Origin of the sequence: Cohaesibacter marisflavi (assembly GCF_900115225.1) — a bacterium.
Taxonomy (GTDB): Bacteria; Pseudomonadota; Alphaproteobacteria; order Rhizobiales; family Cohaesibacteraceae; genus Cohaesibacter; species Cohaesibacter marisflavi.
On record NZ_FOVR01000023.1, the window covers coordinates 11,706 to 35,861 of the forward strand.

The window sequence follows — 24,156 nt, forward strand, 5'->3', positions numbered from 1 at the left end:
AGGAACGTCGCCGTGGTAACATCAGGCATCCAGCAGATCAGAGATACGGTTATGCCTGCCTTGCGGGAAGTGACGCGGGAACAGGAAAAGCGCAAGGAAGCTGCGCCTATTCCTCAGGGGCCGGACTATGTTCGCGGCGATGATTATCCGGGCGAGTGGAAACCGGACGCGCTCGGACTGCCGCCAGATTGTCCGGTACAACCCCTTGGCATGGATGGAGATACGATTTTCCTCATCGATGCCATGGGACAGCTGGCCGCTGTCAGCCCTTCCAGCTTCGGGCAGGCCTTTATCCAGCGTCTTTTCGGTCGCCATATCGGCTATGCCTATTGGGCTTGGCCTGCCTATAGCAAGGAAAATGGCATCACCGGCTTCAAGGCCGAGAAAGTGCGTGAAAGCTTTTACACGGCCGCATCCATCAAGGGTCTTTGGAACGCTGTCGAGAAGGTAAGGGGCCTTGGTGCCTGGCGCGGCGATGATGGCGAGCTGATCGTTCATTGCGGCGACTGCCTCTGGATCGATGGCAAGCGGATCGATACGGGCGAAGAGGGGCGCTATTTCTACCCCAAACGCCCCGCCATTCATAGCCCATGGGAAGAGGCGATCGGGTTTGAAGACAACCCGGCGCGCAACTTATTCAAGATTTTGAAGACATGGAACTGGAAACGGCCGGATGTGGATCCACTGCTGTTTCTGGGGTGGCTTGGAACCGGCATGTTGGGTGGTGCGCTGGAATGGCGCCCCTCGATGTTCCTGATCGGTGACAAAGCCGTAGGTAAATCAACCCTGCAGGGGATCGTTAGCCAGGTGCTGGGGGATGGGCTGGTTTCTTCGACGGACACCACCCCGGCCGGTATCTATCAACGCGTTGGTAATGGCTCTTTGCCAGTCGCCATCGATGAGCTGGAAGCCGAAGCGGACAACAGGCGCGTTACCGGCGTTGTCAAACTGGCGCGCCTTGCCGCCAGTGGCGGGCTGATGCTGCGCGGTGGACAGGATCACACAGGCGTTGAATTTCAGGCGCGATCGACATTTCTCTTTTCAGCTATCAACCCGCCGCCTCTGGCTCCTCAAGATCTCTCACGTATGGCTGTTATCTCGATCGACCGGCTGGACCCTACCAAGGTAACGGATCCACCGAAGCTGGATCCGCATACTGGCCAGAAGATCATGCGCCGGCTTATCGATCAGTGGCATCTTTATGAAGGAACATGGCAGGCCTACCGCGAGACCTTGCGCGATGGCGGTCATGACAGTCGAGGGCAGGACACCTACGGCACCTTTCTTGCCTGCGCACATCTGATCCTTGGCGACGAAGGCATGGAAGAGGCTGGCTACAGAGCTGATGATCTATCCGGTTGGGCTGAAACGCTCGATGCCCGGAACCTTACGGAGAAAGAAGCGGCCGAAGAAAACTGGAAAGAATGCCTTGAGTATCTGCTTACCAGTCGTGTCGATGCCTGGCGTGGCGGCATGCAACATACGATCGGCGCTCTAATCGAAGGATACCTCGATAGCGGTAATAGCTACCTCGATGTCGCCAAGACGCGGGAGATGTTGGCGCAGGTGGATCTGGGCCTGCTGCCCAAGGGCCAAAACAAGATCGACAAGAATTGCGACTTCCTTGCGATCCCGAACAAGGGCCCGAACCTTACGAGCCTGTTTGAGGGCATGCCTTGGTCCAATCGTGTGTGGTCCTATGCCCTGCGTCAGGGGCCGATGGACATCGTGGAGTATCGCAAACAATTCAACAAGGTAAAGATCGGCGGCGTCTCACGACGCGTCACGCTGGTCAACCTGACGGCATTTGCCGAATATGCAGAGAGGGAGGGGTAAGCCATGAACTACATTGACCTGGACATCAATCATGATGGCTTCGTGAAATTGAGCGAAATGAAAGAGATCCTGGAAACCTTCTCGGAAGCCGTGGAGCTCCGCGTAAGTGCCAGTGATGCGGAGATCCGCCGACTGCGAAATGAGCTTGAGACGGAGCGCAGGCTGCGTTTCGCGATGGCTCGGAGGTAATTGCCTCCAACTCCCCAACCCCTTTTCTAGCCAATCTCACGCCAGATGGAGGCCTCTTTCTGTCTGGCTTTAACCCCAACCCTTTCCAATGAAATGAAACCACGGGGCAATCGCCCCATAAAAATTTTGCCTCCATACCCTGACCCTTTCCTGCCTAAGGCAGACCGCGTCCTGTCATGCCTTTTGCAAGAGCAAAAGCCCTGCCAGTCCAAGCGGACAGTTGACCAGGGGTGAATGGAGATACCGTCAGAGGGCAAGCGGAGGTGTCCCTGTTCATGACGGGTCCGGGGACACCATAGGGGACACTGGGGACACTTCAAATTCTCTAGTGTCCCCAACAATTCAACGCAAAATCAGAGGCTTAAGGCGTAGGTTCCACTGGGGACAACTAAACAAGCCTCACGTCACACGCGCACGCGCGCGTATAGAGATATAGGTGTCCCTAGTGGAACCAGTGGAACTATATAGATAAGTATATGGTTTTATTGAGTTTTTACGGGGACACTTGCGGGGACACCAAGGAAGTCAGGTGTCCCCAGCATGCCAAATCAAGCCGCTCTGCGGTCTGCTCGTTTGAATAAAATATTGAGTTAAATCAGATAGATGACAGACGATACCGAACAAATGGATCTGCTCCAAACCAGCGATAATGAGGGGTGCGAGGGCACGCCGACTGCGGTTTTTCCTGCGGCTCGGGCGGAAAAACGGGGGCGAGGCAGGCCAAAAGGAGCGGTGAACAAGAAGACCGAGGCCATTGGCAAGCTCTACCAGACCAAAGGTTACCGCGATCCGCTGTTGTTCCAGGGCGAGATCATGTCCAGTCACCCTCTGGATCTGCACGAATGGTTCCTGGCAATGGAAGGCAGAGCCAGAGGGTTGACCATCGAGAAGGCCCGAGATGCATGGAAGGCTGGGACGCTGCCTGGCGTGCCTTCGATCGCGGAGATCGTGGCTTTGCAAACCAAGGTGGCGGACAGCCTGACGCCATACCTTTACGGCAAGAAGCCTCAGCAGAGTGAGGAAGAGAACGAGCGCCTGCCAATGCTGTTCATTGACCTGGGCGATGATCACGAGATCGATGCGGATCCGGCCAGTGAAGGCATGCTTTCGATCGGGCAACGGATCGAAGATGAAAGTGAACAAAATCAATCACTTAGAAAATCGGCGACAGAAGGGTCTCACGACAACAGGTCTCATGAAGCAGTCAAACCATTGAAAGACAAGGGGGAATAGGCGTTGCGACCACTGATAGGATATCAGCAGGAGCCCCCCCTCAAATCAGGGGGACCGGCATGTTTTGAGCGAAGAGGTTCTGGAAAATTTCGCCCACCCTTGGCTCTGCTCGCTCGCCCTCTGTTGAACGGCAAAAGGGCAGAAATCCGCGAGGCCTTCCCCGAAACGCCCCCAGCCCCCCCATATAGGGGTGTGCGACCACACACCGATCAGGATTTTGATCGGAACAGATCCCAAAAATCGCGTTCCCTGATCCGTTGGCCTAGGGGTCGGGGGAATGGCGCTTCACTTTGGGCAAAACTGGGGGTAGGGGAATGAACTATCAATTTCCGAGGGAAGACTTGACGGGTCTTATCGCTCCTGACGATACCGATATTCGGGCGCTTGTGCAAGCCTATGAGCAAGATGAAGACTTCGATCCCTATCATTTCAAACCGGCCGGGGATATCTCTCGCTCCTTCATTTCTGGTAAGGAAATGAGCCGTTTCATCATGGGGCCGGTAGGAGGTGGCAAAACAGTCTCTTGCGTCTTTGCGCGCGTTGTCGCGGCTACCCTGATGCCTCCCTGCAAGGATGGATGGATCCGAGATCGCTTTGTTGTGGTCAGAACCTCTTTCCGCGATGCGGAACGCACGGTTTTGAATTCCTGGAAACAGTGGTTTCCACGCACCTATCCCGGTTCCAGTTGGTCCGGTGGTAATGATCGTCCAGCAACGCATGTTTTGCGCTGGCGTTTGCCAAATGGGCTGAAGGTGGAAGCGGAAACGATCTTTCTGGGGATTGGTGATCAGTCGATCGAAGATATCCTGCGTGGTTTGGAGATCTCCGGCGGTTGGATGAATGAAGCCGACACGCTCGCTTCGAATGTGCTGCGCTATATTGAGCAGCGCACGGGACGCTATCCCAAAAAGGAAGATCTGGCCGATCCTGACGCCAAACGCATGCGGACCGTCCTTGGCGACTATAACGCACCGGATATGGACAACTGGACCTATGAGCAACTGGTTGAGAACCCTGCACCTCATCGCCGGCTTTATCGCCAGCCTTCCGGCCGCTCTCCCAACGCAGAGAACCTGTCGCGTTTGGAACCTGATTATTACCAGAAGATCATCGAAGCCGAACCCGACTGGTATGTGCGCCGCTTCGTTGACAATCAGTATGGCTATAGTCGCGAAGGCCTGCCGGTCTATCGATCCTTTGATCAGGATCGCCATATCGCAGCCAAAAAGCTTGATCCAGTCGAAGGGTTGCCGCTGTTGATCGGCCTCGATGCTGCCCTGCATCCTGCTGCCATCTTCGGGCAACCTATGCCGAATGGCCAGATTCGCATTCTCGATGAGCTGGTGCCAGGTGCGGGTGTTGGCGCGGCGCGTTTCGCGGAAATGATCCTCGATCTGCTCGATCGTCGTTATCAAATGATCGCCGACATTCGCGCCTGGGCGGATCCTGCAAGCCAGTATGGTGCGGATAGAGAGGGTGGTGAACAGGCCTGGCTCGATACCATGCAAGTGGAATTGAAAATGCCGATCCTTATTCCCGCTAACGGATCAAACGAATTGGGGCTTCGGCTCGGAGCTGTCGAGAAAGAACTCACGCACTTCATCGACGGGGAAACCCCGCGGCTTCTCGTTTCCCCTCATTGCAAGCTTTTGAACCGCGGCTTCATGTCCGGCTATCGCTTCAAAAAGCTTTCCGGAGGGTCAGAACAATTTGCCCTGCAGCCGGAAAAGAATGATTATTCCCACCCCCATGATGGCTTGCAGTATCTGGTATTGGGCTATCGGGGACGCCCCTCGGTCGTTGGTCAAGACCGCCGCCAGCGGCAAGCGGCCGCCAGAAAGGCAAAAGGCGGAGCCAAACGAACATTTGATCCGCACAAATATGCCTGACCTTCATCACCCTGCAACGCTCTATGATCTGGCCTGTATCACCGGTGAAAAGCCGATGATGGTCTGGCAATGCCTCAAGGCCCAACGCAAGGTGTCGCAAACATGGGCGCTTACTGACGACAACGGGGAAGCTGTGATCGTGGCAGGCCTCTGGTTAAGGGAGGATGGTGTTGCCGAAGCGTGGTTTCTGGCCACCAAAAACGCTCGATGCCACCTCAAACGGATCATTCGCCTCATACGGTTGACCTTGTACCGCACCTCCTATGCTGAAATCGAAGTCAGGATCTCGACCCGCGCTGGCGCACGCATCGCCCAGCTGAGTGGTTTTGATCGGGCAGGAACCAATTCTGGCATGGAGATTTGGCGTTATGAGCGGAATTCTCGGGGGCGGCGACAATGGCGCGGTCGATCTACAGCGGAAAATAGCGGCGCAAAACCAGCGCAAACAGCTAGCAGCCCTTGCAAAAGCTGCGGCAGAGACAGACCAGGCCACAGCCAAGGCAAAAGGCGGTGGGCGTCGCGCTGGCGGCAACAAACTTCTGACCTATATCGGCTCTTCCAGCGGCCAATCCACTTTGGGTTAAGGTGGTTCCATGGCCAGAAAAAGCATCAAAGTGCCAAAGCCTCCCAAGGATCCGAAGCCAAAGGCGCAGGCTTCCGGCGATGAGGCGGAAATAAAACGCCTAAAGCAGTTCTACGACAAGGCAAACACTGAATTCCTCAAATTCAAGCCCATGCTTGATGAGGCCTTCGACTATGCCATCCCTTATCGCAAGGGGATCTCGGAAACGGGATCCGGACAAAAGCGCGTCAACAAGGCCTTCGACCAGACCGCGATCGTTGGTGCGTTCCGCTTTGCCGGGCGGCTCTGGCAAGATCTCGTTTCAGAGGAAATGTTTCGTCTGGCACCCGGTGACATCCTTCCAGATAAGGTAAAAAATGAGCTGCGGCCGCAACTGGAAACCTATACCTCGATCATCACGGGCATGGCCTCCAATGGAGAATTTGACAACTCGTTTCATGAAATGGCCCTTGATCTGTCTGCTGGCACGGGGGCGATGTATATCCAGGAAGGCGAAGACACGGATACGCCTGCGCGCTTTGTTGCGGTGCCAATCGATGAATTGCGCCTTCTCAAGGGTGGGCATGGTGACATTCGGGGGATTTTCTGGGATCGCAAATGGAATGCCTGGGAAGTCCAGGATGAATTGTGGGATGATCGGCACAAATTCGGCGAAAATCTCAAGGAAAAGCTGAAGAAAAATTCCAGCGACGAAGTCACCCTTCGCATCGCCACTATGTATGACCGACGCAAGAAAAAGTGGATTACAACGACATGGGTTGATTGCGACGATGTCATCATTCGCGGGGAAGAAACCCTGACCAACCCGTGGCTGACCCCGCGCTATTTCCGCGTACCAGGCGAAACCATGGGTCGTGGTCCTGTTATGCTGGCCATGCCTTCCATCAAAACATTGAATACGGCGCAGAGCCTCACGCTACAGGCAGCCGCTATCGCCTTGATGGGGATCTGGACTGCGGTGGATGATGGTGTCTTCAATCCCGACAATTCGGCGATTGAACCCGGCGCGATCTGGACTGTCTCACGCAATGGCGGCGTCTTGGGGCCGACAATCCAGCGCATGACGGATCCAAACCTCAACACCAACAATATCATTCTCAATGATCTGCGCATGGCCGTACAGGCAACCCTGATGGATCAGAGCCTGCCAACCGAAGGGGCTGCAGTTCGCAGTGCAACGGAAATCCTAGAGCGTGTCAAACGCCTTGCCACTGATCATATCGGGGCCTTCGGCCGTATGGTCTATGAAATCATAGCGCCTCTGGCCCGCCGCCTGATCGAAATTGCCTATAACAAGGGCCTGATCAAAAGCCAGCTCCCGATCGATCAGATCCTGATCAAGGTCAAAGTATCGTCGCCTCTGGCAACGGCCCGCGCTGCGGAAAAGCTCGAAAAGATCACCCAGTGGATCGATATCGTGCTGGCCATTTTGCAAACCGAAGCAGGGCAGGTGGTCAAGCTGCAGGATGCTCTTGAGCATATGGGGCATGAATTGGGCGTGCCATCCAAATTCATTGTAACGGCCGACGAACGCAAGGCGATGCAGGAGGAAGAAGACAAGAAGCAAGCGGCGCTAGTCGCTGCACAAGCAGCAATGGCAGGGGGAGAAGCCCAATGAACCGAACCGGATTTGATGTCCAGGACGTGATCTCCCGCCTTGGTGGCGATCATAGTTGGGAAGCACTGGACAGCCTGCAAAGCATGTTTGCGCATCCGGAGCGCAAGAAACTGGCGGAAGAAGAAAAGGCCATGAAGGAATCTGCCCAGCTCAGTTTCCGTCAGGATCTTCTGTTCGTTTTCTCATGTGAGGAAGGGCGTCGCGTTCTGAAAGAATGGATCGCGGGAACAATTGCCCGTCCTCCGGTCAATATCGGCATTTCCGGCCTGACCGCTGATCAGGTGGGCGTCATGACGTCCTATCGGGAAGGCCAGAATTCCATCATTCACGCAATCCTAACCGATCTGGCAAAAGCCGGATTTAACCCGTCTGAACCGTCAACCAAAGGACAAAAAGCATGTTCAACAGATACCGCACATTCTGGCCGCTCATCGCGTTCGATGCAGAAGATGGAACCGGATCCGGAGAAGAGCAACAGCAACCAGGAGCCGCCGACGAAGGCACCAACGAGGGCGGCGAGCAGGACACGGGCTCGGAGCTCTACCGCCCGGAAGGGCTCGACGAAAGCTTCCACGGCGAGACAGACCGGGAAACCATCGACAAGTTGATGGCTGGCATCAAGGATGCAAAGCCTATTTTGCCCGAAGATGTATCCGGATATGAATTTACCCCTTCAGAAGGTCTGCAAGGATTTTTTGGCGATAAAGACGATCCATTGATGAATTCTGCCAAAGCCGCTGCACTCAAAAACGGGATCCCGCCAGATGTGCTGCAGAATTTCATCAATGACACTTTTGGCGATCCTGTATCCCAAGGCGTGATCGCGCCCCCCTTCAACCCGAAAGCCGAAATCGACGGGTTGGCCAAAATGCTGGGTGGTGACGCTAAGGTGGCGGAAAAGGCAATCAACGATGCTGAAGCGATTGCCGGCAATCTCGCCAAGACCATGGGACTGCCTGAGGCCGCTGCCGGTTTTTTCGAAGGCATGGCGGAAACAGGCTCCGGCGTGATGGTCATTCGCGCCATCCAGAAAATGGCAAGCGAAAAAGGCATCCCGCTTGGTGGCCAAGATGCAGGCGCAACCACGCATTTCTCAAAAGAGACCCTGAAGAAAATGGGAGCGGATCCGCGCATTGATCCTCAAAGCACGAAATATGACCCGGAAGTCCGCAAAAAATACGACGCCAGCTATCAGGCGCTGTATGGAAACTAGGTCCGTAGATCTCGGTTGACCACCTCGTCAGGCGGTTAGCGTTGATGCCAAGCCAGGGCTCGACGCACCGCCTTTCTTATTTCCGCTGCCGGTGGAGCCTCTGGCGAGACAAAACTCGCTATGGAAGGCTAGACTATGAGCACCGATGCACCAACCTGGTTTGTGGAGCAGTATAAAGACGGCGTCATCCAGAAATACCAGTCCAAAGGTTTTCTCCTCAAATCCACCGTAACGCCTGCAGGCAGCATTGAAGGCAGCAAGGCCTATTTCAACCTGATGGGCAAAGGCAAGGCCAACAAGAAGAAACGCGGACAGGCAGCTGTACCCATGAACGCTCAGAAGGGCCGCGTCGAAGCTGTCCTTGAGACTTGGGAAGCCTTCGATGAGGTCTATAAATACGACCTGGCGCGTATGTCCGCCAATGAGAAGGAAGCCATCCAGATGGCCGGTGCCATGGCTCTGGGGCGCGCGACCGACGATGAAATCATGGCAAAGATGGATGCGTCTTCCAGTACATTAGCTGCAACTGGCTCCGGCATGAAGCCGTTGCTAGATGCCAATGGCTTGCCAGCCATGGTTGGCGGATCTGCGGTTGCCTTTGACCTTAAATATCTTCTTCTCATGGCCAGTGCCCTGAAACAGGCCGATGTTCCATGGGACGGTAATGTCTTCTGCCCGCTGCCTTCACTGCTGTTCGATCAGGCTTGTGCCTATAAGCAGTTTAACAATGCGGACTGGACCGGGGCAGATCTCAGCTTCACCAAGGCGACTGTCACCAAATACTGGGCAGGCGTGCATTGGTTCCAGGCACCGGATGATCTCTTCATCGAGAATGAGGAAGATCACTATGACATCGAGATGTATCACCGGTCATCTTCGGGGTGGGCCAACAATTCCGAGCTCGAAAGCATCTGGGATTGGGATAACCGCCTTGGCTGCTGGACGGTCCGCATGGAAACCGAAGGCGCTGCAGGTTGCTTCCAGCCGGAAGGCACCGTTCGCGGCCGCTTTGCCGTGCCGACTGACATCACCCTGAACTAATCAGGGTGACTGATCCTTGATCTCTCGATCCTCTGAAAGGAATATCCCATGGCCTTTGCTTTGACTGGCTTCAAGCGCGTTGTCTCTGTCGGCGCGATCGGAACCGGATCCGGTTCCGTAAAATCCTTCTGCACCTACCACACCAACGATGATGCCGCGACCGTGGAAACGGCTGGCTATTTCAATGATCTGGCGTCCGATCTTCAGGCTGGCGACATCATCATGGCCGGACTTGATCTTGATGGAACGCCAGCCTTGAAAAACTACATCGTCTCGGCGGTTACAGCATCCGTTGTCACCATCACCGCCCAGACCACAGCATAACACGCAGCCTTGAAACTCCTCCCTCAAGGTCAACTGGTGGCTCGGTCAACTCTATGGGCCGGGCCATTTTTTATGAGGTATCTCCATGATTGATGCTTTGGCAGTTATCAAGCAGGCGTGTGATATCGCGGGCATCACTGCGCCGGAAAACCTGACCGACGAGCTCTATAAGGGTGCCGTTGCGCAAGATCTCTATAACCATCAGGCGCGGGCCGCTCTGGCGGTTCATCCCTTTTCATTTGCTCAGGATCTTGTGCAGCTGAACCGCTTGTTGGACGCGCCGATTGCTGGATACAGCTATTGCCACCAGATCCCGACCGAAGACCTGATTATCGGTGTCGATCGGCTCACGGATCAACCAACAGATCCTGATTATTCATTCGCTGACTTTGTGAAATACGGTCTGAAGATCCATTCCAATGCTCTGGATCTCTATGCCGTGATCCGCAAACAGGTCGGTCCTCATCTCTGGAACCCTATTTTTGTCAATGTAGTCGCAACCGGCCTTGCCAGCGTGCTTGTCCTGGCTATCGCAAGCGATGACAAGCTGTCTGCCCAGCTGAAAAAGGACGCCTATGGCGATGCGCGCGAGGAAATGCGCGGCGGCTTGATGCGTGCGGCGATCAATAGCGACCAATTCACCAAACCAAACAAACGCATGCGCATGGGGAACAATCCCCTGACTGCTGCATGGCTGTCTTAAAGGGAGATTGTAATGGTTGCCAAACCCGGTCGCTTGCAAGCCTCCTATACGTCTGGGGAACTGGATCCGTTCGAATATGACCGGATAGAACTCAAATTCTATGGAACTGGCCTTAAATGGGCAGAGAATATCGAACTCCACCCGCAAGGCGGATTTTCCTTTCGCGATTGCACGCGCCACCGTGTCGAATTGGACATCACATCCGGCCGTCTGATCCCGTTCAAAAATTCTAGCGGCGTTGTTCACGATTTTGCCCTTAGGGATAGCAACCTTGATGTCATTAAGGATGGAGCCATTCTGACGACCATTACTCATCCGATGGATGCCAGCCAATTGACCGAGATTGAGTGGGCCCATCGAATGAATACGCTGTTTCTCTTCCATGAAGATGTCGAGACACCCCGCGTTTATTACGACAAAGCCACACTGACATGGGGCTGCGATAGCCTGCCATATGAAAATCTTCCCAACTATGACTATGGCGGAACCTATGACAATGGCATCCCTGCGGAATGGGAAGTGCAGTTCGTTTCCTTTGGTGGCGGATATCGCTTTCGTCTGACCATCTCGGATCTTGAAACCGTGTCCATCCAGCTATCCACTGACAGCGACTGGACCCAATGCGCGGCAGACATGCAGGCAGCAATCCTGCAGCTTCCGAATGTCGCTGATGGGGTGACATGTGAAGTGATTGAAGATGCGCGGATCAAGGTCATCTTTGGCGGCGATGAAAATTCCGGTGATGCATGGGCTGTTTCTGCAGATAGTCTTGATGACGCGGATGCTGCAATTCCCTGCTACAAGCTAGTCGTGGGCATCCCGCCTGGCGAAGCAATCATTTCCACTGAACAGGGTTGGCCGAACTGTGGTCTGTTCTATCAGCAGCGCACCATTGTGGGAGGTTTCAAGGGCCTTCCCAACAACTGGATGTGCTCGATCACGGGGCGCTATTTTTCCTTTGATACCGATCTGGACGAGGCCAACGGGGCCTTTGTCGTGCCGCTCGATAGTGAAGGTGGCGAAAAGATCCTGCATATGGTCGATGGTCGGAATATGCTCGTCTTCACTTCGGAACGAGAATTCTGGATTTCCGATCGAGCGATCAGCAAGACCGAAGCGACCGTTCATGTCGAGGCTTCCACCCATGGATCCAAGAAGGGCGTGCCGGTGGTCAAGAATGAAGGCGGCGCGATCTTCTGTCACAAAACCGGATCCGTCATTTCCGAATTTCGCTATACCGATGTTGACGGCAACTTCATTTCCCAGCCGATTTCGATCCTGTCTCCCCATCTGTTTGAAGATGTCTGCGACATGGCCCTGCGCAAGGCGAAGTCTTCGACCGACGCCAATCTGCTCGGGATCATCGATGAGCAGGGGCGCATGCGTGCCGGATATCTGCTGAGACAACAGGACGTAACCGGCTTTGGTCGTGTCACCTCTGGCGATGGCCTGTTCAAGGCAATCGATGTCAACAGCAACAATGATATGAATGTCATCACCGAGCGGGGCAGCTCGCGACGGTTTGAGACCTTCGAGAAGGGCTTGTTACTCGATGCCGCCATTGCTTTTGACAATGGGGATGCATCCAGCACTATTACCGGACTGGATCATCTGGAAGGCATGGAAGTCTGGTGCCTCGGGGATGGCAATGTCTATGGCCCATACACAGTCGCGGATGGCACGATCGAAGTGGATGATCCGGTTCAGACCGGTGAAGTGGGGCTTTTCGTTCCACCTCTCGTCGAGACGTTGCCACCCTCCCGCGAGATTGCGGACAAGACTGTTTTGCGGCGCAAGGCCCGGATCCACTCAGTCTGGATTTCCGTGATTGACACCACCTCGATCGCCATTGGCGCCAATGGACAGGATCCCGTTGATTACCCACTGCGACAGTATGACGAAAATCTCGAAAAGCCGGAACTTGAAGACGGATATACCGGGCTCGTCGAGATACGGGGTTTGCGTGGTTATGTCGATGAACCAACCGTCACGATCACCCAAGTGAGACCCGGCCGTTTGACGGTGCGGTCTATTACCAGTGAAGCCAAGCTGTAGGAGGCCTCCATGACAATGTTGATTAGCGGAATTGGCGCTTTGATGGGGGGCGGTGGCGCAGCTGCCACGGCTGGCGCTACGGCTGCGGGCTCTGCTGCAACGGCAGGAACTGCTGCAGCAACGACAGCTTCTTCTGGTTTGTTCGGCACTGGTATTTCAGCCTCTTCCATTATCCAGGGCGTAGCTGGCTTTGCCAGTGCTGTTGCTGGCCTGCAAGGGGCCAATGCGCAAGCGGAAGGCTATGAGGTGCAAGCCGATGATGCCGACATGCAGGCAACGGACGAAGAGACCAAGGGCGTCCAGCGCACCTTGGGTATCAAGCGCGCCCTCATGAAAGCCCTTGGTGAGAATGCCGTTAAATATGCAGCTGCTGGTCAATTGGTCGGGGAAGGTGCAGCACAGGATAATGCCAATGCCATGGAAGATCGGGCCGTTGATGACATTTCCGTTGATCGGGCAGACACCGACGCCCGCGCTGCAATGCTACGCGCACGAGCAGCTGGCTATCGCAAGGTGGCTTCCAGAACCCGCTCTGCAGGTGCCATCGGCTTTATCGGCAATCTATTTAGTTAGGGGACAATCATGGCGAACCGTCAGGCCCGGGGATTGGGCAAACTTGTAGAATTGAATACGCAAGGTCAGGTATCAACCAAGCCCGGTGCGGCGGTTGATACCAATGCCGGCATTTGGTTTGCAGCCTCGAAAAGCCTGCGTCAGGCAGGGCGGACCCTTAGCGCCATGGCCGATCGGGCGATGAAACGCCAACAGGCTGCGGATCTTAAAGCGGCACAAACATCAGGCGAGCAGGCTGGATACGCGGCTGATCTGGGGACCGGATCGGCCAGCAGTTATTTCAACGGGGATATGAAAGCAGGTATCGAGGCCGCTGCCAGTGCCCTGAAGATTGATCCGATCGATCTGGCTACTGTCATTTCATATGAAACGGGTGGAACGTTCGACCCATCAAAAAAGGGGCCAACCACAAAATGGGGCACCCATCGCGGTCTTATACAGTTTGGAGAACCGCAAGCCAAGCAATATGGCATTGATTGGAACAATCCACTTGCCAGCCAACTGGGAGAAAATGGCGCAATTGTACGTTTTCTGCGCGATGGTGGTGTCAAACCTGGCATGGGGCTGCTCGATATCTATTCCGTAATCAATGCCGGTGCCGTTGGCAGATACAATGCCTCGGATGAAGCTGCAGGCGGCGCACCTGGCACGGTGCGCGATAAAGTCCAAAACCAGATGGACGGTCATCGGGCCAAAGCCGAACAGTTGTTTTCCGGGGCGTATCCTGCAGGCACCGGACGCCCTTCGGCCACCGGGCCTGCACTTGCCTTGCGTCGTGGTGACACCCCCATGGGGGAAGCTTATCTGGCATCTCAAAACAGGGCGCTAACACGGCGCTTGCCTCTGGAAGTGACCCAGCAGCTTGACGCCCTCTATGAAGAACACAAGGACGACCCGGCAGCATTGACGCAAGCTTTTGATGAAGCGGAAAACGGGGTTCTGACGCAGCTTGGCAAGTTGTCCAACAATGATCCGGAAATGATCTTGCTTGGCCAGCAAACCTTCGCCCAGAAACGGCGCGTTTATGAAAAGTCTGCCAGAGCGGCAGAAGATGCCCGCGTGCGCGATGGTGAACGATCGGACTATGACGACACCCTGAAGGCCTCCCGATCCAGCTTGCAACGACAAGCCTATCTGACGGGCAATGATGTGGAGGCCGGTGCAGATCTGGAAGTTTCGATCAATGAAAGCCTAGCTTCCATTTCCGACGCTCTTGATGCTGGTCTTATTTCTCCGGAAGTGGCAAAGCGCGACAGGAAAGCCGTACTCGATACCGTAACGCTCGCGCGTGTGGATGGTGTTTTTGACAGCCTGCCAGATGTAGGCAGTAAAGAAGCCTTTATTGAAGGATTGAAGGATAGCTGGACCAAAGAGGAAGAGCTCTTCAAGGATCTCTCTTTGGAACAGGTACAAGCACTTGAACGCAAATATGCCGGAGCTATCACTCAGGAAAAACGACAGACCACCGCCACCAGCAAATTGGAAGTACAGAAGATGCGTTCCATGGTGGATGATGATCTGGCGTCCATTCGGGGGACTGGTGTCGGTTTGTCGATCGATGGGGAAGAGCTGACCTTTGACCAGGTCAAGGCAACCCTCGGAGAAGGTACCGCGCAGGAATGGCAGCAAAAGCGTCAGCTGCAGGCCGGAATTTTCAACGCAACGACTGGCCTCGACCTGATGCCTGCAACAGAGATGGTTGGTCATTTGGCGGCTCTTGAGCCGAAAGCGGGAGCTTCTGGCTACACGGATCAGGCAACAATACACGACACTGCACAGAAAGAAGCCCAAAAGATCCTCAAGCGGCGCAAGGAAGATCCGGCCTTGGCGGTCGATGTCGCATTTGACGATCTCAAGCCCATTCGCGAGCAGGCCTATCAAGGGGATCTTGTTGCGATGGAAGAACTGATCAAGGGCAGGCTGGACGCACAGGAAGCGCTCGGGATCTCGGACTATGCCAAGGCCCCGTTGACGAATTCGGAATTGCAAGTCATCGCCCAGCCGGTGGCCGGTGCGGTGGATCGCCAGACGTGGGATCAGCTATTTGCTAAGATCGATGAAAGCTATGGACCTTATGCGGATGAGGTCATGACACAGATCCTTCATTGGAAGGGACTGCATAAGGAAGCCGCGACGGTCGCAACATCTATGCTCAGGCAAACCAAACTTGGGGAACGACAAAGCCGCCTCGATGCTAAATCCTCGGATCAGAAAATGGGTGCGCTCGAAACAGAAACGGCGATGGATGGGGACTTCGATACGGTCAAATGGAAGGCCTCGCCAAACAACAGTCAGATTAATCATCTGCTCGCCAATCCGGATCTAGCCGATCAGTTTGACGACAAATTCGGATCTGGTGCTTCCGCTTTCTATATCAAGGCACAAGAGCGAAGCAAACAGCAAACACAGGCTTACGTCGATGGCCTCGCCTCTGATGGCGTATCGATCAATGAGGATGGGTCTGAAAATTACGATCCGGCAAAGGAAAATGCACAATGAGTGGGCAAGCTGAGGCAACTATTCCCAATCCCTTTGATCAATTCGATGCGGAAGGATCGGATCCCATCCTGATGGAAGCCCCTCGACCGGGGCTGTCTGAACGATTTAAGATCAATATGGAAGCAGCAACGCGACAAGGGACCGTTGTCGGTGCCTTGCGCGATGTCAGCCGTCCAGAAAACAGACAACGCTTTGACAGCCGTTATGAAAGCTTTCCGGAATGGGATACACCAATAGAAGGTCTCGCCGCGCTGACCGGGCAGGTCGCGGGTACGATCGTGGATGCCGAACGCGGCACGCCCCATCTTGAAAACCTGATCCCGGTTGGTATCGGTGAAAAGGCATTGGCCATGTCTGGCCGTGGCCTTTCTGCTCTTCGTGCCCGTCTCTTTGCGGGTGCCGTGGATGCTGCTGCAGTCAATGCTGTAACGGACCCCGTTATCCAGGGCATTGAAATGGGAGCCGGTTTCCGCGAGGAATTCGACCCGATCCAGTTCGCAAGCTCTGTTGGTCTGGGCGCTGTTGCTGGTGGTGTCATGGGACCGATTACTCATCGGGCGAGTTCTCCGCAAAGCCATATCGCAGGGGAAGTGGCCGACTGGGCAAATGATCGCGCACCCGACATGCCAGCTCGTCAAGCCGACATGCTGGACACAGCCGTCCGATCAGAACCGATGGACACCCCGGCAATGAATCCAGATTTGCCAGACGGCAAAAAACTGGACTTCGGCAACACTGAGGCTGCCACTAAAGCGCAAAGCGCTGTGACGGCTTCTGAGGTCGTTTCGGAACCTGTATCCCTTGGTGATCGTCTGCAGCCAAGACCAGCTAAGCCGGAAGTGCAGGCCATGGCACGGCAGACCGATGCTGAACCGCTCTGGAAAGACAATGGGACATGGAAGGCAACCGATCCGGACATTGTCGAGGTTGGTCAATTTGGGCCGATCGTGGATATCGACGCGCATAATCGCCAATGGTCGAGTGTTGCCGATCGGCTCAAACAGATGGAAGCCGGGGAAGCGCGCGGAGCACTGGACCATCCTGATCTCGGCGATATCGATGTTTTCTGGGGCGACTATGACCTTAAGACGGACACGGGCGCTGGTCTCAAAAAGATCTTTGAAAAGCATCCGGAAGTTTACGATGACCTGCCGGAAATTATTCGTTCGCTTGAAGTCGTTAGTAAATCAGATAACAGGGCCATTCTGAAAAGCGACAAATATAAAGCCGTTATTCGCTTTGATTATGATGGGAAGGAAAAGACCTGGTTGCTTTCGGCATATGAGCCGACTGATGATTGGCGGGCCAGAGGTACTACCGGGCGCTCTGACACTTATCATGCGGACGCCTCCTCCGCTGCGCCAACCGGTAATAGTATAGATCCAAAATCCAAGAATTTCAATGAAAGCCAACGTGCCGAAGGTAGTACGGAGCGCTCCGACAGTCGCCAGATGGACGCGCACAGCTCCTCCACCTCGTCGGCCGATCAAGATATGCGACTTCCTCAAGGGGAAAGCAAGGGAGATCCTGCTCTGCAAGCAGCGATCACCCGAGTGGATGCTGATGCCAACATGATCCAGGATCGACTGGGGGCAATGTCAGGCGAGATCCGGCGCAACACAGATGGCATCGAGCGGACGGCCAGCAATGAAAATCACAAGGCTGTTGGTGTGCGCCTGGTCGATATCGCCAATCGCCTTTACGATCTGACGGGCGTTGCTGCTGTGAGGCGCGGCATCAAGAAACCGCTAGGGCAAAGCAAGGCCGGTGTTCTTGGCACGCACAACACACGGACCGGTGTAATCCGGATCAAGGATCCCAACGATATCGAAGTGATTGCCCATGAAGTGGGGCATCATATTGATCAGAAACTGGGAAAAGACTTCTCAGATCTGATGGCGATTTATAGCCGCGAACTGGAACCAATGGCCCCAGTTGGCTATTCTCCGGACTTATGGTTGACCGAAGGTTTTGCGGAATTCTTCCGGAATTTTCTGATGAACCCCAATTATGCGGCCAAACATGCGCCAACCTTCAACCGTGCCTTTACCGACTTTTTGAAGAGCAGGAAGCCGGAATGGCTCAAGGGCTTTGTCGAATTGCAGGATCTTTATTATTCCTGGCGCACCATGCCGTCCGGCAACGCGGTTTCCTCTTCGGTCGTGACCAGCAAGATCGATGGAGCAATAGGGCAAACGATCGAAGAGGTCAAAAAGTCCGGGATCGGGCAGACGATCGGCGATAAATTGCACAATGCCTATACCAATTTCATGGATGCCAAGCACCCGATCCAGCAGGCTGTCACCGAACTGATAAAGGTTTATTCGGAGAATACGGGCAAGCAGCTGGATCTAGCTGTCAAGGATGACCCTTACAAACTTGCTCGCATGATCAATGGCGCGCAAAGCGCCGGTCACATGGACCTGATGTATGGCGTGCATGGCTATCATCAGCTGGAACCACAAGGGCCGGCCTTGCGCGATGCCATCATCTATGCCCATGGCGGTGGCAATGTGCTTTCAAAGCATGATCCGGTGATCACTCAGGATTTCGGCACCTATCTCTGGTCTCGTCGCGCCCTTGGCGAATGGTATCGTTATGAAGCGGGCGACATTCCGAACACGCCAGACAAATTCACCAAAGGGGATCATGAAGTCGTCATTCGAGAAATGGAAGCCAAATATCCGCATTTCCAGCAGGCGGCTGAAATGGTCTATGGCTGGAACAAGCAGCTCTGGAAGAAAAAGCTCGATGCCGGGCTCATCAGCAAAGAGCAATATCGCGAAGGGTTGCAGATCCGCGACTATGTGCCGGGGCTGAGAAAGCAGGACTATCCAGGCAACACCAAGACTGAAGGGAAGGGAGCCCGCACCGGCAAACAGAACCAGGTCAATCAATTTCGTGGCTCCAACCTCGATGTGATCAATCCGCTCGAAAGCCTGATGATGGATGCCTATGAAACGTCTGTTGCGATCGCCCATAATGACATGATCCGATCCTTGAAGCGGCTCGGCCGGATGGCTGGCCATGGATCCGGAGCCATTGTCGAAGAGATCCCCGCACGCGAAATGAAGGCCCTCATTGTGGATCCAATTGAAGCGGTGGAAGCGGCGGCAAAACAGCGGGGTTTTTCTAAGGTCGACTTCTCTATCGTGCGCGATGCCTTGCAAGAGACCATTGGAAATGAAAAGGCCAATCTGTTTCGCCCGGAAGTTATCAAGGAAGGAGGTCAGCCGATCGTATTCTTCCGAGAAGGCGGAACGCTGAAGGCCTTGCGTTTGGCGGATGGTGAACTCGGGCAACAGCTCTATCGAAGCTTTACCGCAATGAACCATGTCGAGCGCACCATGTTGCTTGATATCCTCGCTGGATCTGCCAGCATGTTGCGCACCGGCATTACAGCAGCGCCGGAATTCATTGCCGCTAACATCATTCGCGACCAGGCCATGGCAGCGATTTTCTATGGCCACCCCTTCAAACGCCTGAAAGCGACCTTTGATGGTGGTATGGATGAATTCTTCAGTCGGGAAGCAGCCCGTCACTATAACGCCATGGGTGGCATCATGGGTGGCGAAAATGTTGCCTCCCTCAGGGATGGTGCTTTAAGTCGCGATCTCAAGGCTTTGGAGAAAAAGGGTTACATCACTTCGAAGATGGCTAACCCGATCACACATCCCTATCAATTTGCCAAAGGGCTTGCCTCCTTGACCGAGGTGTCCGAAACAGCCACCCGCCTCGGTCTCTTCCGCACCTTCTTTGAAGAGGGGCGCATGCGTGGCCTCGATGAATTCGAAGCAGCAACCGAGGCTGCCTGGCTATCCCGCGATCATCTCGACTTTGACCGGCGTGGTCTGCATATGATGGCGCTTTCGCGCATTGTTCCCTTCCTTAATGCCAGCTTACAAGGGCTCGACAAGGCCTCCCGCCTGATGATCACACCATTGGCAAAGAAATATTTCGGCAAGGTGCTAACTGCTGAAGAGGAAAGGGCCATCCCTCAGGCAACAAAGGCATGGGCCCGACTATCAGCCTTGACTGTTGCTGGCATGGGGCTTCATGCCCTCATGAGCCAGTATGATGATTATCACGAGATCTCGGAAACCACGCGCGCCACGCACTGGATGATCAAAACCGGCAATCGCTGGACTGCCATCCCCAAGCCCTTTGAACTGGCAATCATGCTCAACATCGCCGAAGCGGCCTATGATGGGGTGATCAATCAAGATCCAACAGCAGCAGAACGCTATATGGACAGCCTTTTTGAAGTCTTGCTTCCGCCCAATATCATGGAAAGCAATCCGCTGGTAAAAACCTATTTCGAGGTCAAAAGCAACAAGGACTTTTTCACCGGTGCCGATGTTGTGCCCGAGCAGCTGCTCGGCTTAGAGCCGCGATTGCAATATACCGCTTCAACGTCCGAACTCTCCAAACAGATCGGCGACGTGCTTGGCTGGTCTCCTGCCTTGACGGACAAGATGATTACGAATTTCACGGGCGGTCTCGGGCGATCGGCTTTGTCAATCTACGATGCCTTTGGCAGCAACAAGCCCGGCCAATCAGCCGATGACATGGCCATTCTGCGCCGGTTCATCAAATCGGCATCGCGCGGATCCCGATCAACGCGGGAATTTTGGGCTCTGGTTGCCCCCAGTACGGGAGAATTCGAGGGGACGGTCAAAAGCTATCAGGCCATGCTCGATGCCGGGCAAACTGTCGAAGCTGACGACTATCTGGGAACACTCGGCGAAGAACAGCGGGTTTATCTGACGTCCCGCTTCATGCAAGGCAATGCTGCCCAGGCAAAGAAAATGCACCCGCTCGATCGGGCCAGACGTGCCGTTCGGGCCATTTCTCGCCTTCGTAAGGATCTAGCTGATGATGAAGTTATAGGGGCAGATGGTCCTTTGAGCTCCATTCCGCGTAGTGATCGCGGGGCGATGGTCGATATTCTTGAAAGCCTCGCTGTCAAGGAAGCACGCAATGCACTGGTACTCCTTGATCAGCCTGGATGGCAGCATCGAGGCCTGATGGATGTAGAAGGGCATTACCGCGAATTGGAAGCACTCAACCCGAAAATTCTCAAGGTGCTTGCGGATCGCTACGCTACTGGCGGCGTCGTGCCCTTTGAAACCGTGCAGAAAAGCTGGCCGGATTATCGCGCACGCTTGCTTGCAGATGGCTCTGACGCCCCGATGGCGGACTTTGTTGTCATGGCCAAACATGAGCGGGAACTCAACGGTGACAAGATCAAACGTCCGCCCAAAGCACTGGTTCCGGGGCTTGCGAACTAACGGTTGACCGGTAGGGGAATGAGCGATCATAGGCAAAAAGCTTTTGTCAGGATCACACCATGTCAGCTACGCCCATTACACAAGATGATCGCGACGTTTCCTATGTTGCAGTCGAAGCCCAAACTGAGTTCGCTGTCACCTACAAGTTTCAGGTAGATAGTGATCTTGTCGTATCGATCGTCGCCGAAGATGACAGCGAAACGGTCCTGACGCTAAATGTCGATTACACTGTCTCCGGCGCTGGCGAAGATACCGGCGGCACAGTCACCCTGTTGGAAGGCGCTGTTGAAGGAACTGAATATCGAATTCGGGGTGAAGCAAAACTCGTCCTTTATCAGAAGCTGACCAGCGCCAACTATTCTCGCGCTACGATCAACACGATCTTCGAGCGTTGCCTGATCTGGATCACGGAAACCCTTTCCAAGATCAATGTGGTCCAAACGGCCTTTGACTATTTCAACAGCACGACCGTCCCAGCCATTGAGCAGATCAAGAAGAACGTGGACGAAAGTCTTGCCCAAATCGTGACCCTCGAACAGAGCGCATCCGATAGCGCTGACGCTGTTGAGGCCGCTTTTGAAGATGCACTTCTTGAAAGTGAAACGCTTTCTCCATCCGGCCTGAAGACGCTTGTACTTCCGGATAACTCCACGATTTCACCCCTTGGCGCAACCCTTATGGCCGGTATTAGCCAAGCGGCAATGCAAACCACACTGGGTGTTTACAGCACGACGGAAGTTGATGCTGCGATAGCTGGCTTGGTTGATAGCTCGCCAGAAGCTCTTGATACCCTGAACGAACTTGCGGCGGCTCTTGGCAATGACGAAAACTTTGCTTCCACCGTAACCGATAGCATTGCGACCAAGCTAACCGCGTCTCAAGTCAATGGCGCTTATGACCCGCCAACCTGGTTTGTTCCTGATGAATTCAGTGCGGGCGGCACCTATATTGATATTGTACGGGACCCAACTGATACGACACCGACTAAGCCATTTATATGGCTCGAAGGTAAAACAACGGGCAATACTTCTCGAAGTTACCCATTGGGAATTGCTGTTGTTGGCGAGGTAACGACAGGCGGAACAAGGGCCATATCTGGCATTCGCGCTGCTATGACAAATACAGGCACAGATAATGATTGTGTCGGCCTATCTGCCCGAACCACAAACAGTTCAAACGGTGGCATGTCTTGCGGCGTATTTGGGGCCGGTGCTGTAACGACAGCAACAGCAAAAGGAACCATGGGCGTCGAGGGACATATATATGTCAATAGCGGCGAGACAACCGCCCCTCGCGATGGTGCGGGGATAGGATGGCGTGCGGCGATGCACGCTTACTCTGACAGCTTGTCTAGCCCAGCCCACCATGGCCTAACAATCGATAGCCATGGGGCGACAGCTGGATATTACGGGTTCTGGAATGGCCTTACTATCGATGGCAATGCTTTTGCTCATAATGGCGATGGAGGCGGGAACGCTGGGACAGTTGGCATCCAATGTGGCAATTGGTCAAGCACGGCAAATTACCCAGAAATTGGCTGGAAAGTCGGATATGTCGGCACCTATCATATTGCTCGTGGTGCTAATGAGTTCAAAGTAAATTCAAACGACTTCCTAAACATCAACCCAACTGGCCATTCCAGATTTATTTGTCGCCCTCTGGACACTACCTTTGGTGGCTTTCGTGTTGAAGTCGATGACGGGGCAGGTGGTTATGAAGGTGCGGCGATCTTTACGTGGGATGGAGCTGCCACAATTGTCGGGAACCAGCGTGCAGAACCTATCATTTTCAAAACAAATGATACAGAACGTATGCGCATCACGGCTGCCGGTGATATAGATACGTCAGGCCAAATTACTGGTGATGCGGTACAGTCCTCGGCAACTGACACTACGTCTGGTGCACTGCTGACTGTTGGGGCTGGTGGGCTACTTTCTCCCATTAATCTAGATGACGGCGACGATTTTGATGCCGTTGGGTTTAGTGGATTTTTCACCAATCAAAGCATAACTGCGGTTCCTGCAAATTCACCAGATGGAGACCGGCGCTACACTGGAATAAATCTTGATGGTAGTGACAACACAGGTTTTCAAGTTGTTAGTAATGCAAATGGTGATTTCTTCGGAAGAACAAAAATTTTCGGCGGTTCATATGCTGATTGGGCTATGTTTTTCAGCCAATCAAACATCGTCGGCACGGTCTCCAAGGATGGATCTGGTGTGCCAACAGGTGCTATCTTTGAGAAGGGGGCGGGCACTGGTTACATCTATTATAAGTACGCTGACGGGCGGCTAGAATACATTCGCGATGATGCTACTTTTGCCTACGTCGCGAGCGCTGACCTGCTCACTTTTACTGAAACAATGGCCGTTACTTTTACGTCAGACCCAACGATGATAAGCGTTTGTCTGCCTTCTAACAGTTCAAATTATACAGGTGTGACGCTAAATAATATTGGATGTCAGCGAGGGTTCGTGACTGGTTCTGCATTAACAGCTCAATTACCACGCACATTTGGCTCACCAGACTTCGAAAGCGGTGACAATATCACAAACTGCAAACTCATGGTAACAGGGCGATGGTTCTAAGATCGAATGTTTATCGGTGGACTTAACAGCAGCATTTTTATACGGTCTCTCCAAATTGATATTTCGGAGGGATTGTAGCGTCTATGGATCAAAAGACAATTTATGTTCATATAGGGACCTATAAAACTGGCACAACAAGCATCCAAAAATCTTTAGCGGCAAACCGTGATAAATTGATGGAATGTGGGCTCCACTATCTAAAGGCTGGGCTCAACAATGAGTTGAAAAAGCATATGGGCATACATGGTCCTGCTATTTCGACCAAATTTTAGCCTGAATAAGGTGGATCTGATTATCTGTTCAGGCAGCCAGTTTTGTTGTTCCATTCATCGTGTTGTAGGCCTCATTCGGGGTCAGAATGCCATGGGAAGAATGGGGGCGTAGTTCGTTATAGTAGGAGATCCATTTTCCAATGCCAGCCCTTGCTTCTGATCCCGTCTCAAATGCATTGAGATAGATGCACTCGTATTTGATAGATCGCCAGAGCCGTTCGATCATCCGGTTATCGACCCAGCGCCCAC

The 24,156-nt window shown here is 53.9% G+C and carries 16 protein-coding genes; 15 read left to right on the forward strand and 1 reads right to left on the reverse strand.

Annotated features, from left to right (window positions below; translation table 11 throughout):
* Window positions 1-12 precede the first annotated feature (12 nt).
* From BM258_RS23110 to BM258_RS24590, 15 genes are all read left to right on the forward strand, one after another.
* Window positions 13-1,836 (forward strand): hypothetical protein, encoded by a 1,824-nt coding sequence (locus tag BM258_RS23110; protein WP_139229368.1) that lies wholly within the window; start codon window positions 13-15, stop codon window positions 1,834-1,836.
* A gap of 3 nt (window positions 1,837-1,839) precedes the next feature.
* Window positions 1,840-2,025, forward strand: coding sequence for a hypothetical protein (locus tag BM258_RS23115; protein WP_090075610.1), 186 nt, complete (start codon window positions 1,840-1,842; stop codon window positions 2,023-2,025).
* Between the two features lie 603 nt (window positions 2,026-2,628).
* Entirely contained in the window at window positions 2,629-3,258 is a 630-nt protein-coding gene (locus BM258_RS23120) for a hypothetical protein (RefSeq protein ID WP_090075611.1), read from the forward strand.
* Between the two features lie 314 nt (window positions 3,259-3,572).
* Window positions 3,573-5,147 (forward strand): hypothetical protein, encoded by a 1,575-nt coding sequence (locus BM258_RS23125; RefSeq protein WP_090075612.1) that lies wholly within the window; start codon window positions 3,573-3,575, stop codon window positions 5,145-5,147.
* A 368-nt stretch (window positions 5,148-5,515) separates the two neighbouring features.
* Window positions 5,516-5,731, forward strand: a complete 216-nt coding sequence (locus BM258_RS23130) for a hypothetical protein (protein ID WP_090075613.1) — start codon at window positions 5,516-5,518, stop codon at window positions 5,729-5,731.
* Window positions 5,732-5,740: 9 nt separating this feature from the next.
* Window positions 5,741-7,348 carry a portal protein gene (locus BM258_RS23135; protein WP_090075614.1) on the forward strand — a complete coding sequence of 536 codons (1,608 nt, stop codon included), beginning with the start codon at window positions 5,741-5,743 and terminating at the stop codon, window positions 7,346-7,348.
* A 397-nt stretch (window positions 7,349-7,745) separates the two neighbouring features.
* Window positions 7,746-8,561: a hypothetical protein gene (locus tag BM258_RS23145; RefSeq protein WP_139229369.1), complete on the forward strand. Its 816-nt coding sequence runs from the start codon at window positions 7,746-7,748 to the stop codon at window positions 8,559-8,561.
* Window positions 8,562-8,696: 135 nt separating this feature from the next.
* Window positions 8,697-9,602 carry a phage capsid protein gene (locus BM258_RS23150; RefSeq protein WP_090075617.1) on the forward strand — a complete coding sequence of 302 codons (906 nt, stop codon included), beginning with the start codon at window positions 8,697-8,699 and terminating at the stop codon, window positions 9,600-9,602.
* A gap of 48 nt (window positions 9,603-9,650) precedes the next feature.
* Window positions 9,651-9,926: a hypothetical protein gene (locus BM258_RS23155; protein ID WP_090075618.1), complete on the forward strand. Its 276-nt coding sequence runs from the start codon at window positions 9,651-9,653 to the stop codon at window positions 9,924-9,926.
* Between the two features lie 85 nt (window positions 9,927-10,011).
* On the forward strand, window positions 10,012-10,629 hold the full coding sequence (locus tag BM258_RS23160) for a hypothetical protein (RefSeq protein WP_090075619.1): 618 nt from the start codon (window positions 10,012-10,014) through the stop codon (window positions 10,627-10,629).
* A 12-nt stretch (window positions 10,630-10,641) separates the two neighbouring features.
* The gene (locus BM258_RS23165) at window positions 10,642-12,684 is read left to right on the forward strand and encodes a phage tail protein (protein ID WP_090075620.1); all 2,043 of its coding nucleotides are present in this window, start codon (window positions 10,642-10,644) and stop codon (window positions 12,682-12,684) included.
* Window positions 12,685-12,693: 9 nt separating this feature from the next.
* Window positions 12,694-13,257, forward strand: coding sequence for a hypothetical protein (locus BM258_RS23170; RefSeq protein ID WP_175528228.1), 564 nt, complete (start codon window positions 12,694-12,696; stop codon window positions 13,255-13,257).
* Between the two features lie 9 nt (window positions 13,258-13,266).
* Entirely contained in the window at window positions 13,267-15,756 is a 2,490-nt protein-coding gene (locus BM258_RS23175; protein ID WP_090075622.1) for a hypothetical protein, read from the forward strand.
* A complete protein-coding gene (locus BM258_RS23180; protein WP_090075623.1) occupies window positions 15,753-21,047 on the forward strand; it encodes an LPD38 domain-containing protein in 5,295 nt (1,764 codons plus the stop codon). The genes BM258_RS23175 and BM258_RS23180 overlap by 4 nt, the downstream gene beginning before the upstream one ends.
* A 59-nt stretch (window positions 21,048-21,106) precedes the next feature.
* Window positions 21,107-23,635 carry a hypothetical protein gene (locus BM258_RS24590; protein WP_090075624.1) on the forward strand — a complete coding sequence of 843 codons (2,529 nt, stop codon included), beginning with the start codon at window positions 21,107-21,109 and terminating at the stop codon, window positions 23,633-23,635.
* A 300-nt stretch (window positions 23,636-23,935) separates the two neighbouring features.
* Here BM258_RS24590 and BM258_RS23195 read toward each other — a convergent pair.
* Window positions 23,936-24,156 (reverse strand): integrase core domain-containing protein (locus BM258_RS23195; RefSeq protein WP_139229372.1); only part of this gene is annotated, 221 nt, incomplete at its 5' end.

Coding starts and splice junctions, on each gene's coding strand:
- BM258_RS23115 (WP_090075610.1), top strand. CDS start 1,840: ATGAACTACATTGACCTGGACATCAATCATGATGGCTTCGTGAAATTG.
- BM258_RS23120 (WP_090075611.1), top strand. CDS start 2,629: ATGACAGACGATACCGAACAAATGGATCTGCTCCAAACCAGCGATAAT.
- BM258_RS23125 (WP_090075612.1), top strand. CDS start 3,573: ATGAACTATCAATTTCCGAGGGAAGACTTGACGGGTCTTATCGCTCCT.
- BM258_RS23130 (WP_090075613.1), top strand. CDS start 5,516: ATGAGCGGAATTCTCGGGGGCGGCGACAATGGCGCGGTCGATCTACAG.
- BM258_RS23135 (WP_090075614.1), top strand. CDS start 5,741: ATGGCCAGAAAAAGCATCAAAGTGCCAAAGCCTCCCAAGGATCCGAAG.
- BM258_RS23145 (WP_139229369.1), top strand. CDS start 7,746: ATGTTCAACAGATACCGCACATTCTGGCCGCTCATCGCGTTCGATGCA.
- BM258_RS23150 (WP_090075617.1), top strand. CDS start 8,697: ATGAGCACCGATGCACCAACCTGGTTTGTGGAGCAGTATAAAGACGGC.
- BM258_RS23155 (WP_090075618.1), top strand. CDS start 9,651: ATGGCCTTTGCTTTGACTGGCTTCAAGCGCGTTGTCTCTGTCGGCGCG.
- BM258_RS23160 (WP_090075619.1), top strand. CDS start 10,012: ATGATTGATGCTTTGGCAGTTATCAAGCAGGCGTGTGATATCGCGGGC.
- BM258_RS23165 (WP_090075620.1), top strand. CDS start 10,642: ATGGTTGCCAAACCCGGTCGCTTGCAAGCCTCCTATACGTCTGGGGAA.
- BM258_RS23170 (WP_175528228.1), top strand. CDS start 12,694: ATGACAATGTTGATTAGCGGAATTGGCGCTTTGATGGGGGGCGGTGGC.
- BM258_RS23175 (WP_090075622.1), top strand. CDS start 13,267: ATGGCGAACCGTCAGGCCCGGGGATTGGGCAAACTTGTAGAATTGAAT.
- BM258_RS23180 (WP_090075623.1), top strand. CDS start 15,753: ATGAGTGGGCAAGCTGAGGCAACTATTCCCAATCCCTTTGATCAATTC.
- BM258_RS24590 (WP_090075624.1), top strand. CDS start 21,107: ATGTCAGCTACGCCCATTACACAAGATGATCGCGACGTTTCCTATGTT.